Origin of the sequence: Micromonospora sp. SH-82 (genome assembly GCF_051132485.1) — a bacterium.
Taxonomy (GTDB): domain Bacteria; phylum Actinomycetota; class Actinomycetes; order Mycobacteriales; family Micromonosporaceae; genus Micromonospora.
On sequence record NZ_CP148049.1, the window covers coordinates 5,806,547 to 5,821,018 of the forward strand.

The following is a 14,472-nucleotide window of genomic DNA, read 5'->3' on the forward strand; positions in this document are numbered from 1 at the left end:
TCGGCCCTCGGCCCGGTCAGTCGGTGCAGGTGGTGGCGGGCAGCCCGGTGACCTTCACCGGGGCACGTCCGGTCGGTTCCGCCGACCCGGCCAGCACCCGGGCCAGTCCGGTCATCGCCGCCCGGCTCGACGAGTAGGTCGCCATCAGCACCGGCGACTTCGCCCCCGACAGCAGGTACGGGGTGTCCATGGCCACCGTGACGTCGGCGTCGGCCCGCAGGTCGCCGGATCTGTCGCCGTAGCCGACCAGGTGCACGACCTTGCCACCGGAGCCGACCTCGACCCCGGCCCGGCGCAGCTCCTCGGTCAGCGCCCTGCGGGTGCCCTCCCGGCCGCCGGAGGAGGTGATGGTGAGCTTCCCGTCGACCGGGGCGGGACGGCACGGACCGCGCAGCACCGTGACCGCCGCCGTGGCCAACTGCACTGCGGCGTCCCGGTGCGCCGGGCTGTCGAGCACCGACAGGTCCGGGGCGGGTCGGTCGGCCAGCCGGAACTTCAGGGTGAGCACCCGGGTGGCCGCCTCGACCAGCCGTTCCCGGGGCAGGGACCCGTCGCGCAGCGCGGTCAGCAGCCCTTCGTACGCCTGGGTGACGTTCGGGGGCATCAGGATGAGGTCGTTGCCGGCCTTGAGCGCCCGGACCGCCGCCTCCCCCGGCGACCACTTCTTCGCCGGTTCCATGTTCATCCCGTCGGTGACCACCACCCCCTCGAAGCCGAGCCGGCCCCGGAGCACGTCGGTGAGCACCTTGCGGGAGAAGGTCGCCGCGGTGCCCGGGTCGACCGAACGGACGTCGAGGTGGGCGGACATCACCGCGAGCGCCCCGGCGTCGATCCCGGCCGAGAAGGGGGGCCAGGCCTCCTTCGCCAGCTTCCCCTTGGTCTGCCCGAGCACCGGCAGTTCGTGGTGCGAGTCCTCGGCGCTGTGACCGTGGCCCGGGAAGTGCTTGACGGTGGCCGCCACCCCGGCCGACTGCAACCCCCGGACGGCGGCCCCCACCTGGGCGGCGGCCCGCTCGGTGTCGCCGCCGAAGGAGCGGGAGCCGATCACGGTGCTCCGGCTGACCAGGACGTCGGCGACCGGGGCGAAGTCCATGTTGACGCCCATCGCGGCCAGCTCGGTACCGGCGACCTGCCAGGCGGCCTCGGTCTTGGCCGGATCGTCGGCGGCACCCGCGGCCAGTGCGCTGGGCAGCATTGTCACCCCGTCGGTGACCCGGGTGACCACGCCGTACTCCTGGTCGATGCCGACCAGGAACGGTGCCGCACCGGTGGTCAGCTTCCCGGCCGCCTCCTGGAGGCCGGTGGTCAGCTTCCGGACCTGCGTGGGGTTGTCGACGTTGGTGGTCACCTGGTTGGCCGAGGTGGGGTCGTCGGCGCTGAACCCGACCAGGATCAGCCCGCCCAGCCGGTACTTCTCGATCATCTGGGCGGGGGTGTCCACCCCGGCCAGGGCCCGGTTGCCGGCCGCCGACCCGGCGGACACCTCGGTCGCCGAGTCTCCGTAGGCGTAGGCCATCAGCACCTGGCCGACCAGGTCCTCGTCGGAGAGGGTGCCGACCAGGGCGGCGGCGCGACCGGCGGCGTCGGCCCCCGAGGGGGACGGGGTGGGGGTGACGAACTCCGTCGACGGCTCGGCCGTCCCCGTGGCGGGTCGTTCCCGTTCGCCCGAGCAGGCCGAGGCGAGCAGGGCGGTCAGGGCGACGAGCACGACGGCGACGCGGCGAGGGGAAGTCGACACGCGGCCCATCCCACCAGCCGGTCACGGATCGGGGCAACCCGGCTCCGACACGCCGACCACGCCGACCGGGCGTCGGTGACCAGGATCACCGATCGGGTCGGGGGCGGCCGCCGGGCTCACCCGACCCGGGTGAGCAGGGTGATCGGGGCCCCGTCGCCGGCGTGCCGGTAGGGCTCCAGCTCGGTGTCCCAGGCCGTGCCGAGCGCCTTGTCCAGGGCGTGGGCGAGCGCCTCGGGTGCGCGTGCGGTCGCCATGATGGTACGGAGCCGGTCCTCACCGAGCTGGATGTCACCGGCCGCCCCGACGGCGGCCCGGAACAGTCCCCGGCCGGGGACGTACATGAAGCGTTCCCCGTCGGCCCCGGCGCTGGGCTCCTCGGTGACCTCGAAACGGATCATCGGCCACTGCCGGAGGGCAGCGGCCAGTTCGGCGCCCGTTCCTGGGCGGCCGGTCCACCCGCACTCCGCCCGGCGGACGCCGGGGTCGACGGGCTGAGCCGTCCACTGCAGGTTGACCGGCGCGGCAAGGACGCGCGCGATCGCCCACTCGACGTGTGAGCACACGGCGAGCGGGGTCGAGTGGACGTATACGACGCCACGCGTTGGCACGGTGACCTCCCGGAGACCGAGGTGCGTCTTCCCCTACGACCTCGCGTCCACCGAGTGGTCTGCGAAGACAGCATGACTGCTGTGACGGATGGTGCGCCAGGGAATCGGAAAATTCACGGACGGAACAGTCGCACCCGAGCGGGGGTTCGCGCACGTTCGGGACAGGCCGCGAGCAGCACTCGGGCTTCCTGGTCGTGTAGAGTTCCCTCGGCGGTTTCTTGCCGCCGGAAGATCCCTGACGTCCCGTCCCTCCTGGACGTCACCCAAACCTTCCCGTACGTCTTACAAGGAGCACCTCCGTGGCGAGCAACACCTCGAAGACCGCGCGCGCGTCCGTCCGGGCCGGCCAGGCTGGCCAGGGTGGCGCCCTCAGCGTGCTGGGCGAGTTCAAGTACCTCATCCCGCTCAACGGCGGCAAGCACGCCTACATCCGGAACCTGACCAACGGCAAGACCGCGCACCTGCGTACCGACTCCGAGGCCTTCGTCGAGGAGATCCGGGTGCTGGCCGGCGCCGGGCACGCCACCAAGATCCGGGCCGAGATCAACGCCCTCAACGCCAGCTTCCCCGGTGACGGCTGGGACGCCACCGAGAAGCGTCTCGTCGAGGCCGGTGTCTTCGAGGGCTGAGCCCCTCGGGTTCACCCCCACCCCGCGACACCCCGCACCGCCCGTCGGCCACCGACGGGCGGTGCGCTCGTTCTCCGCCCGAGCGCGACACCCCCTGCTGACCTGCGGATCGGTATGGCCGCCGACAGGGACCACAGCGACGGGCCGTAGTCTCACCCGGTCGCCCGGCGTCCGGCCGACGCGCCCACCGCGGCTACGGCCGCCGTGCCACGGGAGCCAGCTCAGTTGACCGACCACACCAGCCTGAACCGGGAGATCGCCGTCGAGCAACGGCACCTGGACCGGGTGTACGCCCGCCTGGCCGAACTGCGCAGGGCGGCGGCCCGCGCCGAGCGGGACGGATACCGGCAGGCCCGGGTCGGCACCTTCGGGGCGTTGGTGGAGCGGGACGCGATGGTCTTCCACGCCGCGCAGCGGCGGTACCTGCTCGACGCCGAGCACGAGGGGCTGGTCTTCGGCCGACTGGACCTGCGCGACCGGCAGACCCTCTACGTCGGTCGGCTCGGTGTCCGGGACGACGACGCCGAGACCCTGGTGGTGGACTGGCGGGCCCCGGCCGCCGAGCCGTTCTACCGGGCCACCCCGACCCAGCCGCTGGGCGTGGTCCGGCGGCGGATGATCCAGTCCACGGACGAGCGGGTCACCCGGATCGAGGACGACCTCCTCGACCCGGCCGCCGCCGGACCGGAGATGACGGTGGTCGGGGACGGTGCCCTCCTGGCCAGCCTCTCCAAGGCCACCGGTCGCGGGATGCGCGACATCGTGGCCACCATCCAGCGGGAGCAGGACGAGGCGATCCGCTCCCCCGGCAAGGATGTGACGATCGTCTCCGGGGGCCCCGGCACCGGCAAGACGGCTGTCGCCCTGCACCGGGCGGCGTACCTGCTCTACTCCGACCGCAACCGGTACGCCGGTGGCGGGATCCTGGTCGTCGGCCCCTCCTCGGTCTTCGTGGAGTACATCGCCTCGGTGCTGCCCTCGCTGGGCGAGGAGAGCGCGACACTCCGCTCCCTGGGCACCCTCTTCGTGGGCATGTCGGCGACCCGGACCGATCCGGCGGACGTGGCGGCGGTGAAGGGGTCGCTGCGGATGCGCCAGGTGCTGGAGCGGGCGGCCCGCGACGCGGTGCCGGACGGTCCGACCGAACTGCGCCTGCTCTACCGGGGTGAACTGCTGCGGCTGGGCCGTGCGGAGTTGGACCGCATCCGGGAACGGGCGCTGGTCCGGGGTGCCCGCCGCAACGAGGTACGCCGGGCCGGGTTCGACGGGATCTTCGCCGCACTCTGGGCGCAGGTGCGTACGCTGCACGTCGGCCACCTGCCGGACCAGCGGACCTTCGACGGGGAGATCGTCGACCGGCCGGAGTTGCGGGAGTTCCTCAAGGCGTGGTGGCCCCGCCTGCACCCCCGGCACGTACTGGGTTGGTTGGCCCGACCGGAGCGGCTGCGGGCGTACGCGGGAGGGATCCTGTCCCGGGCGGAGGTCCGGCTGCTCTCCGAGGCCTGGCGGAGCCTGGACACCGAGGGTCTGACCATCGCCGACATCGCCCTGCTCGACGAGTTGGACGCGTTGCTGGGCCAGCCGGTGAAGCCGGCCCGCCCCCGGCGGGACCCGTACGCCCTGGCGGGCGGGGTACGGGAGCTGAGCACCTTCGCCGACCGGCAGCGGGCCGCCCGGGAGGCCGCCCGGCAGCGCCCGGAGGACTACCGGGAGTACGCCCACGTGGTCGTCGACGAGGCGCAGGACGTCTCGCCGATGCAGTGGCGGATGATCGGCCGACGGGGGCGGCTGGCGTCCTGGACCGTCGTCGGCGACCCGGCCCAGACCGCCTGGACGGGTGATCCGGCGGAGCTGACCCGGGCCCGGGACCAGGCGCTGGGTCGACGTCGGCGGCACCGGTTCACGTTGACCACCAACTACCGCAACCCGGCGGAGATCTTCGCGGTGGCGGCGGCCGAGATCCGTCGGGTGGACCCCGACCTGCCCCTGCCCGTCGCGGTGCGCTCGACCGGGGTGGAGCCGGTGCAGCGGGTGCTGTCGGCGGCCGAGTTGGCACCGGAGACGGTGGCCGCGGCGACGGCCATGTTGGCCGAGGTGCCGGGGACGGTCGGCGTGATCACACCGGTGGACCGCCACCGCGAGGTGGCCGGGTGGCTGGCCGAGGTGGCCGAGCCCCGGCTCCAGGTGGTGACGAGCCTCCAGGCCAAGGGCATGGAGTACGACGGGGTGGTGCTCGTCGCGCCCGGGGAGATCCGGGCCGATCCGGGCTCCGGGGTCCGTACGCTCTACGTCGCGCTGTCCCGGGCCACCCAGCGCCTGGTCACCCTCGATCCCACCGGCTGAACGTCGACTCCGACGGTCGACAGGCCTCCCCTCGTCCGACACTTGCATACATAGCGATGTGAGCATAGGTTGTATCCCGGTCGGGTCGGACGACGGAGGGTGTGGGCGTGGGCGCAGGGCACGATCACTCGGCGGCGGTGGCGAACGCCGCCCATCGACACGTGGGCCGACTCTGGGCCGCGCTGGCCCTGCTGGCCGTCTTCACAGTGGTGCAGACGGTCGCGGCCTTCCGCACCGGCTCGCTGGCCCTGCTCTCCGACGCCGGACACATGTTCACCGACGTGCTCGGCATCGGCCTGGCCCTGGCCGCGATCACCGCGACCCGCCGGGCCACCACCGACCCGCAGCGCACCTTCGGCCTCTACCGCCTGGAGGTGCTCGCCGCCCTGGCCAACGCGGCGCTGCTGAGCGGGGTCGCGGTCTACGTCCTCGTCGAGGCGGTCCGCCGGATCGGCGACCCACCGGAGGTCCTCACCGGCCCGATGCTCGGGGTGGCGGTGCTCGGCCTGCTGGCCAACGTGGTCGCCTTCGGACTGCTGCGCAAGGGTGCCGAGGAGAGCATCAACCTGCGCGGCGCGTACCTGGAGGTGCTCGCCGACCTGGTCGGTTCGGTCGGGGTGATCGCCGCCGCGCTGGTCATCGCGTTCACCGGTTGGTGGTGGGTGGACCCGGTGGTGGCGGTCGCGATCGGGGTGTTCATCCTCCCCCGGACCTGGCGGCTGGCCCGGGCCGCCCTGCGGATCCTGGTCCAGGCCGCCCCGGAACACCTCCAGGTGACCGAGGTGCACGACCGACTCTCGGCGGTCCCCGGCGTGGCCGAGGTGCACGACCTGCACCTGTGGACGCTCACCTCCGGGATGGAGGTCGCCTCGGCCCACCTGACCACCACCCCGGGCGCGGAGATCGGGACGGTGCTCGCCGCCGCCCGGACCACGCTCCGGGAGGAGTTCCGCATCGAGCACGCCACGTTGCAGGTCGAACCCGGAGCGTCAGCGGGTGCCTGCGGAACCATCGAGTGGTGATGAGCACAGGCTTAAATTTCCGCGAGGATTGCTCTTTTTGCCGTACTTTGTCGCCCACCTCTCCGACACCATCGGTCACTTTGACTGCAACCGTCACACCCACCCCGGTAGGCTCGGTCCCGGCCTCCGCCGGGCGGCGCCCATCGGTGCCCACGGTGGCCGCCGCCTAATCGCCCACCCGGGCGAGCCGGGGAACCACGTTCCTGGGGTGCATCCGCGTCAGCGGTAGGGATCTTCCGTCCCGAACCCGTCAGCTAACCCGGTCGGCGGTTGACGGAAGGACAGGTCCATTGGCAGTAGTGGCATCACCGCGACGCATCACCGCCCGGATGGCGGCCCTGCTCGTCGCGACCCTCGCCCTCGGTGGCGCGGTCGCACCGGTCGGTCCGGCCCAGGCCGCGACCCGGGGAAGTCTGCTGGCGGCACCCGACGCCGACCCCGAGGGCGGCACCCCGGCCCTGCGCAACCAGCTGGAGGCGGCCAGCAAGGGATGGCTGGAGGCGAAGGCCAAGCTCGAGAAGTCGACACAGCGGCAACAGGAACTCAACGGTCGACTCAAGACCATCGACTCCGACCTGGCCGTCCAGAACACCAAGGTCGGTGAGATCGCCCAGGTCGCGTACCGGACCGGCCGACTCGGGGCGGCGAACGCCCTGCTCAACGCGACCTCCCCGGAGGGCTTCATGGACCGGGCCGCCGCGCTCGACCAGGTCGCCGCCAGCGAGGAGCGGGAGCTGCGCAAGCTCCAGGAGACCCGCAACCAGTCCGCCCGGACCAAGGTCGAACTGGATGCCGAGGTCAACGAGCAGCGCAAACAGGTCGCGACGATGGCCAAGCGCAAGGACCAGGCCGAGAAGGCCCTCGACGTCGCCGTCACGCAGGAGCGCCGTGAGGAGGCCGAGCGCCGCCGCCAGCAGCAGCAACAGCAACAGGCCCAGCAGCGCAGCAGCAGCGGCGGGTCGAGTGGATCGAGCGGGTCCGCGGCGTCCAGCGGGCCGGGCGGGAGCAGCACCAGGAACGCCAAGCCCGCCCCGCGTAACTCCGACGGGTCCTGGCCCCGGGAGTCGTGCAGCGTCAACGACCCCACCCCGGCCAACGGGTGCATCACGCCCCGGACCCTGCACGCCCTCAACCAGGCCAAGGCGGCCGGCTTCACCCGGTACGTCTCCTGCTACCGGCCGGGTGGATCAGGTGAGCACCCCAAGGGTCGGGCGTGCGACTTCGCCGCACAGCGCAACGGCTTCGGTGGGCACGCCACCGGCGGGGACCGGACGTACGGCAACAACCTGGCCGCGTACTACGTCCGCAACGCCGACCGGCTGGCCGTGCTGTACGTGATCTGGTACAGGCAGATCTGGCTGCCCAGCAGCGGCTGGCGCTCCTACAGCGGGGCGGGTGGGGACCCGTCCAGCGACCACACCAACCACGTGCACCTGTCGGTGTACTGACCCCCGGGTGACGCCCGGTGTCCCGCCACGACGGTGGGGCACCGGGCGTTCTCGTGCCCGGCGAGGCGTACGCCCGGCGTTTTCGTGCCCGGCGAGGCGTGCCCGGATCACCGCGTCGACGGTTATCAGGTGAACGACCCGGCGTACGGACGGAAGGTGGCCCCATGGACGGGCACGTGATGGTGTTCGCACCCACTCCCCTGCTCACGGTCACCATCGAACAGCCCAGCGACCACCCGGAGCTGCACCTGCACCCGGGCGGGCAGGGCGTCTGGCAGGCCCGGATGATCTCCTCCCTCGGGGTCCCGGTGGTGCTCTGCGCCAGCATCGGCGGGGAACTCGGTCAGGTCCTGGAGCCTCTGCTCGCCACCGAGGGGGTGGACCTGCGGACGGTCCGCCGCCACTCGACCAACGGCGGGTACGTGCACGACCGCCGCGACGGTTCCCGACAGGAGATCGTCGACGTGACAGGTGAACGGCTCACCCGCCACGAGCTCGACGAGCTCTACAACCTCGCCCTCGGGGAGGGGCTACGGGCCCCGGTGAGCGTCCTCAGCGGCCCCAACGAGCCGTCGCTCGTCCCACCCGACGTCTACCGCCGGTTCGCCGCCGACCTCGGGGAGAACGGTAGTCGGGTGGTGGTCGACCTCTCCGGGGAGCACCTCGCCGCCGTCCTGGACAGCGGGGTGTTCCTCTGCAAGGTCAGCCACGAGGAGCTGCTGCGCGACGGGTTGGCCGCCGACGACAGCGTCGCCGAACTCACCGGGGTCATGTACGACCTGCACCAGGCCGGTGCCCAGACGGTGGTGGTCAGCCGCGCCGAGGAACCGGCCCTGGCCCTCGTCGACGGGGAGGTGTTCGAGGTGGAGATGCCCCGACTGCACGCAGCCGACCCCCGGGGGGCGGGTGACTCGATGACCGCCGGGGCGGCGGCGGTGGTGGCTGTCGGCGGTGACATCCGGACGGCGATCCGTACCGGGGCGGCGGCGGGGGCGCTGAACGTCACCCGGCACGGGTTGGGTACCGGGCGGCTCGACTCGATCAACGGACTCGTCGACCGGGTCCGTCTCGTGCCGGCCGGGTCCCGCCCCCAGGAACGGATCAGCCCCGACGAGCTGGCCCACCGGGCGGTCGAGCGATGACGCTGCGGGTCCTGGTCACCAACGACGACGGCATCGCCGCCCCCGGCATCCAGGAGCTCGCCCGCGCGGCGGTGAGACGGGGGCTGGACGTGGTGGTCGCCGCCCCCCAGGAGGAGATGAGCGGCACCGGCGCGGCGATGACGGCGGTGGAGCGGGACGGACACGTGGTGGTCCACCAGCAGTCCCTGCCGGGGCTGCCCGACGTCCCGGCGTACGCGGTCAGCGGCTCACCGGGTTTCATCACGTTGATCGGGTTGCACGGTGCCTTCGGTCCGGCCCCGACAGTGGTGCTCTCGGGGATCAACCGGGGGGCGAACGCCGGACGGGCGGTACTGCATTCGGGCACCGTGGGGGCCGCTTTCACCGCCGGTGCCAACGGCTGCCGGGCGTTGGCGGTCTCGCTGGACGTGCTCAACGCCGGGGACGCCACCCCCGGCAGCGGGGGTGCCGCCGTGGCTGCGGCGGCCATGGTCCGCGACGCCGAACGGCACTGGTCCACGGCGGCCCGGGTGGCCCTCGACCTGCTCCCCCGGCTGACCGCGTTGCCGATCGAGGACATCCTCAACGTCAACGTGCCGGACCGCCCCTACGACAGGCTGCGCGGGGTACGCCGAGGGTCGCTCGCCAGCTTCGGCCAGGTGCAGATGACGGTGGCGGAGGCCGGGCACGGTTTCGTCCGGACCTCCCTGGAGGAGCCCGGGGAGGCCCTGCCGCCCGGTTCGGACCTGGCGCTGCTCGCCGATGGGTACGCCTCGGTCACCGCGATCCGGGCGATCACCGAAGTGATCGACGTACCGCTGTGACCGGGACGACGTCGACGGGCGGCTCAGGCGCCGGGGAGAACCTCGGGGGTGGCCGAACCTGCGTAGTAGGGCTCGGGGGCACCGAAGAGACCGAGCAGGCCGGTCACCCAGAGCTGCCGGTGCACGAACCGGCTGGGCTCGGTGACCACCAGCTTGACCCCGCTGACCTCGGCGGTCTGGAAACCGGCGACCATGGCGCTGATGCCGACGGAGTCGATGAAGGTGACGAGCCGCATGTTGAGCTCGATCCGGGACGGGCGTCCCTTGGCGAGGACCTCGGCAATGGCCTCGCGCACCTCGTACGCGGTGTCCACGTCGATCTCACCCCGAGGGGCGATCTCGATGACACCACCGGAAAGAACCGACTTCACGATCGACAGGCTCACGCGAGCACCTCCACTCGCCCGTTATCGGGCGCCTCATCAGTACGCGGGCCGCGACCGAGAGTATTCCTCCCACGGCCTCGGTCGCCACCCCTCGGGATGAGCAATTTGCGGATCGGACATGCCAGCTGCCCTTCTCCGCACCTTTTGGTCACCTGTGACGACGATCGGCCATCGGCCGCCCGTCGCCGGACAAGGGTAACGTCCGAGGGCACACTCGGCCCACACCCTCTGCCACCGGCGCGCCCCGTGGGGCAACGATGCTGGTCAGAGCCTTGTCCCCGGCCGCCCGAACGCTTCGTCCGGATCTCGTCACCGACCGGGCACCCGAACCGACTCCGGCGCGGGATCTTGCGGCCTTTCGACCCATTTTTCGTAGTTCACCTGTCGCGCACAGTGACCTCCGCCGCCCGCCCGGAAAGGTGGACCGCCCGACGGACACACCCGGGGAGGTGTACCACCCGGCGGAATCACCGGGGCGTCGTCGGCGAGCGCGTCAGGGGTGTCCACCGGTGCGGCCGGGCCGCCGCACCCGTCCGACCCCACCGGCATTGATCGGCGTACCTACCATCGGGGGCGACACCCGACGGTGCCCCGTACGAGGGGTCCCACCCGCGTACGCCTTCCCACCAGACCAGTTGGAGACATCGACGATGAGAAGACTCGCCGCCCTGGCCGGAGCGACGGCACTGCTCGCCCTCATGTTGGCCTGCGCCGTCGGCGGGGCGGGGGGAGACGACGACGATGACGACGATGACGACGACTTCGCCCGGGGCCCGGTCGCGGTGGTCGTCACCCGCTAGACCCGGCCGGCCACCGACGCCGGGGCGCGTCGGTGGCCGACGAGCGTGATCGGCGGCAGTCCGGGGGTTTGCCGACCGGCGGGTCTGGGCACAGGCGGGGGTAGCTGAACGTGACAACGCCCGACCGTCGCCGAATCCGAAGTGGCCTTCGGCACCCGAGGAGGAACCCACGATGTTCGGAACCAACCTGCTGGAGCGCCGCAGCAAGCCCGAGCGGATCGCGGACGAGGCCTGGCAGCACCTGACCTCGACGGTGAGCTCCGCCGGGGACAGCGTCCGCGACGCGGCCCGGACCGCCCGCCGAAGCGGCTCCGACCTGACCGGCGACGCCGGTGACCTGGTCGGAACGGCCACCGACGAGGCCCGCAAGCGGGCCGTCGCGGCCTTCGACGCCCTCGCCGGCCGGCGGCCCGCCCTGCCCTGGACCCTGCTGATCGGTGCGGCACTCGTCGGTGCGGCCGTCGGCTGGGCGGCCAGCACCGCGGCTCGGGCGGCGATCGCCCGCGCCGACCGTCCGGTCGACGACATCGAGTTCGTCGACGTGGACCGGCCGAACTCCCCTGTCGGCTTCGACAACTGAGCTGCGGCACTGCCGGTGGCGACCACGGGTCAGCCCCGACAGCGCCGCACACACAGACGACCGGCTCCGACCCGCCGCCACCACGGCCGGTCGGGGCCGTTCGTCGTCGCTCAGTCCGACACCGTCGCGGCGGCGTGCCCGGCCCCGTGCCCGTCGGCACGGGCGACGATGCGGCCACCCACCACCCGGATCGCGGTCTCGGTCGCGTCGCTGACGGCCGGCACCCCGGCAGCCGCCGCCACCTCGCCGGACTCGTCGCACACCACCCGGACCCGGGGCCAGGCATCCGGCGGCACCGCGCGTCGCAGACAGGTACGCAGGTCGACCAGGGCCAGCCGGGCCAACGGCAGTAGTCCCTTCGGGTCGCCGGTGACCAGGACGGCGGTGACCACGGACCCCGGCGGGGCCGCCCGGACGGCCTCCTCCACGGCGCTCGCCCGGTGCAGCCCCAGGATGGTGACCACCCCCTCGGCAGCCGGTCGCGTCACTCCAGGTGGTAGACGATCCCGTCGGGCCGGTTCTCCACCCGGACCCCCGGCCCGGCCACCTGCCGACCCGGCACCTCCTGCCACGGGGTGCCGGGGACGTAGTCGGTCAGCACCACCACCGTCCGGATCCCGGCCGCGCGCAACTCGGCCACCGCGTCCGGGTAGGGGAAGGCGGTGCTGACCGCCCGGATCCGGTCCTGGCCGGGCGGCACGAACGACGCCCCGCCGTTGACCATGCGGGGGAAGCCGTCCGTCGACCAGAGCATCACGTGGTACTCCCGGGTGCCCTCACTCGGCAGCACCAGGACCGGGCCGGTCACCCCGCGCAGCGCCTGGGGCTGGGGCGGGACCTCCGCGTGCGGGGTCCGGTTCACCCCCTCCAACAGGACCAGGAGCAGCGGTACGACGAGCACCAGCCTCGCCGGCCGCCGCCACCACGGCACCGGTGACGGGTCGGTCTCCCGGACCGTCAACGCCCCGGCCGCCAACACACCGAGCAGCAGCGTCGTCCAGAGCACCAACCGGCCGGGCGTACGCAGGGCGTCCCACCCGGGCAGGTGCTCCACCAGCGTCACGTACCCGGGCCGCCCGTCACCGAAGAGGGTGGTCCCCGACGCCAACGCCACACTCACCAGCACCCCGGCAGCCAACGCCACCCGGTGCCGGACCCGCCAGGCGGACAGGAACAGCCCGGCTGCGGCCAACCCGACCAGGACCACCCCGGGCAGGAGGGTCATCTCCACGGCGAAACCCAGCTGGTCACGGGCCGCCGCGTGCCGTTCACCCCACAACCACGACTCGGGCGGGGCGGTGAGGAACCCGCGCAGCGGCGGGGAGAACATCGCGATCTGCTCGACGGTCCGCCGCCCCGACGGGTGCCGTGACACCACCTCGAAGTAGGGGGCCGCCATCAGCAGGACGATGGCGGTGAACGCCAGCCCGCCGCCCAGGTCCGCCACGAGTAGCCGACGCGGGAACACCGGCCTGCTCCTGCGTCGCCACCAGGTCGACCCGTATCCGGCGAGCGCGCCGAGGCAGAGCAGTGCCAGGACGTACACGAAGGGCAGGCCGATGCCGAAACCGAGGCTGACCTGCCAGGCGGCGACCGACCACCCGGCCACCGCCCACCCCGGTCGGATCCGCTCCGGTCGGTACCCGTCCCGCAGCGACCAGCCGTGCCCCCGGGCCAGCATGGCCAGCGCCAGGGCGATCCCGCCCATGCTGAGCACGTGCAGGTGCCCGGCCTGGGCCAGCTTCCAGGGGGCGTACGCGAACGCCGCCCCGGCCACCGCCGACCCGGCCCTCCCGGCCCCCACCTGCCGGCACAGCGCGTACGCCCCGACGAACGCCAGAGCGTGGGCCAGCACGTAGAGCAGGTTGTACCTGACGACCGCCGCCTCCGGTCCGGAGCCGATCATCCCGAACAGGGCGTAACCCAACAGGGTGTCCGAGTAGGCGTAGGTGTACGGCTCGGGGAAGAACGTGTTCGAGTGCCACAGGTTCCACGGCTGGGTGAGCAGGGCGTGCCCACCCCAGGCGACCTGCCAGGCCTGCAGGGTCGGATCTCCGGTGTCCTGGGGGATCGTCGACGCCGGGTGACGCAGCGTGGGCCAGGTCAGCAGCACCGCCAGGGCCAGCGACCCCAGGACGGCCAGGCTCCACTCGTGCCGGACGAGACGTGCCGTCCGAACCGCCAACGTTCCCATCGTCCACCCTCGTCGTCGGCGTTCGGCGAACCGGTAGCGCAGCCATGATGTCGCATCGATGTCGGTCATGTCACCCCCGTCCCATCGGCGACGCTCGTACCGGTCGGCGGGCCGGGCCATCCCGAGGGGGTGAGATGAGTTCACCCGGACCGGGGAAACCGGCCGTCATGGCCACACCGTTGCAGGTCGAAGCCCGACTGCGGGCACCGGTCACCGCGCAGGACCACGTCCGGGGCCCGCAGGACGCACCTGTCACCCTCGTCGAGTACGGCGACTTCCAGTGCCGGTTCTGTGCCGAGGCGCACCGCAACCTCACCGACGTCCTGGACCAGCGCGCCGAGACGGTACGCCTGGTCTTCCGCCACTTCCCCGTCGTCAACGTCCACCCGTACGCCGAGCAGGCCGCAGTGGTGGCCGAGGCCGCCGCCCGGCGGGGCCGGTTCTGGCCGTTGCACGACTGGCTCTTCGAGCACCAGGACCAGCTGGACGCGGTGCACCTGTCCCTCGGGGTGGAGCAGCTCGGCCTGCCGGTCGGCGAGGTGGACGACGAGGTGAGCCGGGAGCTGCACGACGACCGGGTACGCCGGGACTTCGTCGGCGGGATCCGCAGCGGGGTCCGCGCCGTACCGGCCCTGTTCGTCAACGGCACCCCCCACGAGGGCGACTACGACCTACCCACCCTCCTGTCCGCCGTCGACCACGCCGCCCCGACGTGAGGAGGGGTGCCTCCCGGCCCCTCGTGGGGAGGGGCCGGGCGGGACCGCCTCGGGCTGTCGCCT

At 72.7% G+C, this 14,472-nt stretch carries 14 protein-coding genes and 1 riboswitch; of the genes, 9 read left to right on the forward strand and 5 right to left on the reverse strand.

The features are described from left to right. Positions 1-16: 16 nt before the first annotated feature. Together WHN02_RS25450 and WHN02_RS25455 are read right to left on the reverse strand one after the other, a co-directional pair. A complete protein-coding gene (locus tag WHN02_RS25450; RefSeq protein ID WP_434741177.1) occupies positions 17-1,747 on the reverse strand; it encodes a glycoside hydrolase family 3 protein in 1,731 nt (576 codons plus the stop codon). 107 nt (positions 1,748-1,854) lie between these two features. After that, a complete protein-coding gene (locus tag WHN02_RS25455) occupies positions 1,855-2,346 on the reverse strand; it encodes a DUF3145 domain-containing protein (RefSeq protein WP_434741178.1) in 492 nt (163 codons plus the stop codon). Between the two features lie 299 nt (positions 2,347-2,645). Between WHN02_RS25455 and WHN02_RS25460 the strand changes: the two genes are divergently transcribed. The 6 genes from WHN02_RS25460 to surE all read left to right on the forward strand — a co-directional run bounded on the left by WHN02_RS25460 (position 2,646) and on the right by surE (position 9,733). Further along, a complete protein-coding gene (locus WHN02_RS25460) occupies positions 2,646-2,975 on the forward strand; it encodes a hypothetical protein (RefSeq protein WP_350894454.1) in 330 nt (109 codons plus the stop codon). A 225-nt stretch (positions 2,976-3,200) separates the two neighbouring features. Beyond that, a complete protein-coding gene (locus WHN02_RS25465) occupies positions 3,201-5,318 on the forward strand; it encodes a HelD family protein (protein ID WP_434741179.1) in 2,118 nt (705 codons plus the stop codon). Between the two features lie 107 nt (positions 5,319-5,425). Further along, positions 5,426-6,340: a cation diffusion facilitator family transporter gene (locus tag WHN02_RS25470; RefSeq protein ID WP_434741180.1), complete on the forward strand. Its 915-nt coding sequence runs from the start codon at positions 5,426-5,428 to the stop codon at positions 6,338-6,340. A 153-nt stretch (positions 6,341-6,493) separates the two neighbouring features. Then, positions 6,494-6,624: riboswitch (cyclic di-AMP (ydaO/yuaA leader) on the forward strand. Positions 6,625-6,669: 45 nt separating this feature from the next. Beyond that, a complete protein-coding gene (locus WHN02_RS25475) occupies positions 6,670-7,788 on the forward strand; it encodes a coiled-coil domain-containing protein (protein WP_434744066.1) in 1,119 nt (372 codons plus the stop codon). 164 nt (positions 7,789-7,952) lie between these two features. Next, entirely contained in the window at positions 7,953-8,930 is a 978-nt protein-coding gene (locus WHN02_RS25480; protein WP_434741181.1) for a PfkB family carbohydrate kinase, read from the forward strand. Then, positions 8,927-9,733, forward strand: coding sequence for a 5'/3'-nucleotidase SurE (gene surE / locus WHN02_RS25485; protein ID WP_434741182.1), 807 nt, complete (start codon positions 8,927-8,929; stop codon positions 9,731-9,733). Before WHN02_RS25480 ends, surE begins: the two co-directional genes overlap by 4 nt. 23 nt (positions 9,734-9,756) lie before the next feature. Here the strand turns inward: surE and WHN02_RS25490 are convergent, their stop codons facing one another. After that, positions 9,757-10,119 (reverse strand): STAS domain-containing protein, encoded by a 363-nt coding sequence (locus tag WHN02_RS25490; protein WP_350894449.1) that lies wholly within the window; start codon positions 10,117-10,119, stop codon positions 9,757-9,759. A gap of 650 nt (positions 10,120-10,769) precedes the next feature. Between WHN02_RS25490 and WHN02_RS25495 the strand changes: the two genes are divergently transcribed. Continuing rightward, positions 10,770-10,919 (forward strand): hypothetical protein, encoded by a 150-nt coding sequence (locus WHN02_RS25495; protein WP_434741183.1) that lies wholly within the window; start codon positions 10,770-10,772, stop codon positions 10,917-10,919. A gap of 172 nt (positions 10,920-11,091) precedes the next feature. Further along, positions 11,092-11,499, forward strand: coding sequence for a hypothetical protein (locus WHN02_RS25500; protein ID WP_350894448.1), 408 nt, complete (start codon positions 11,092-11,094; stop codon positions 11,497-11,499). Positions 11,500-11,609: 110 nt separating this feature from the next. On the opposite strand, the gene WHN02_RS25505 is transcribed toward WHN02_RS25500, so the two are convergent. Both WHN02_RS25505 and WHN02_RS25510 read right to left on the reverse strand, forming a co-directional pair. Next, on the reverse strand, positions 11,610-11,987 hold the full coding sequence (locus tag WHN02_RS25505) for a hypothetical protein (protein WP_434741184.1): 378 nt from the start codon (positions 11,985-11,987) through the stop codon (positions 11,610-11,612). Further along, positions 11,984-13,693, reverse strand: coding sequence for a hypothetical protein (locus WHN02_RS25510; protein ID WP_434744067.1), 1,710 nt, complete (start codon positions 13,691-13,693; stop codon positions 11,984-11,986). Before WHN02_RS25510 ends, WHN02_RS25505 begins: the two co-directional genes overlap by 4 nt. A 167-nt stretch (positions 13,694-13,860) precedes the next feature. Between WHN02_RS25510 and WHN02_RS25515 the strand changes: the two genes are divergently transcribed. Beyond that, entirely contained in the window at positions 13,861-14,409 is a 549-nt protein-coding gene (locus WHN02_RS25515; protein WP_434741185.1) for a DsbA family protein, read from the forward strand. Positions 14,410-14,472: the final 63 nt, after the last annotated feature.

What these genes read in the sequence shown, in the direction of transcription:
- WHN02_RS25450 (WP_434741177.1), bottom strand. Translation starts at nt 1,747, where the DNA reads ATGGGCCGCGTGTCGACTTCCCCTCGCCGCGTCGCCGTCGTGCTCGTC.
- WHN02_RS25475 (WP_434744066.1), top strand. Translation starts at nt 6,670, where the DNA reads ATGGCGGCCCTGCTCGTCGCGACCCTCGCCCTCGGTGGCGCGGTCGCA.
- WHN02_RS25480 (WP_434741181.1), top strand. Translation starts at nt 7,953, where the DNA reads ATGGACGGGCACGTGATGGTGTTCGCACCCACTCCCCTGCTCACGGTC.
- surE (WP_434741182.1), top strand. Translation starts at nt 8,927, where the DNA reads ATGACGCTGCGGGTCCTGGTCACCAACGACGACGGCATCGCCGCCCCC.
- WHN02_RS25495 (WP_434741183.1), top strand. Translation starts at nt 10,770, where the DNA reads ATGAGAAGACTCGCCGCCCTGGCCGGAGCGACGGCACTGCTCGCCCTC.
- WHN02_RS25500 (WP_350894448.1), top strand. Translation starts at nt 11,092, where the DNA reads ATGTTCGGAACCAACCTGCTGGAGCGCCGCAGCAAGCCCGAGCGGATC.
- WHN02_RS25510 (WP_434744067.1), bottom strand. Translation starts at nt 13,693, where the DNA reads ATGGGAACGTTGGCGGTTCGGACGGCACGTCTCGTCCGGCACGAGTGG.
- WHN02_RS25515 (WP_434741185.1), top strand. Translation starts at nt 13,861, where the DNA reads ATGGCCACACCGTTGCAGGTCGAAGCCCGACTGCGGGCACCGGTCACC.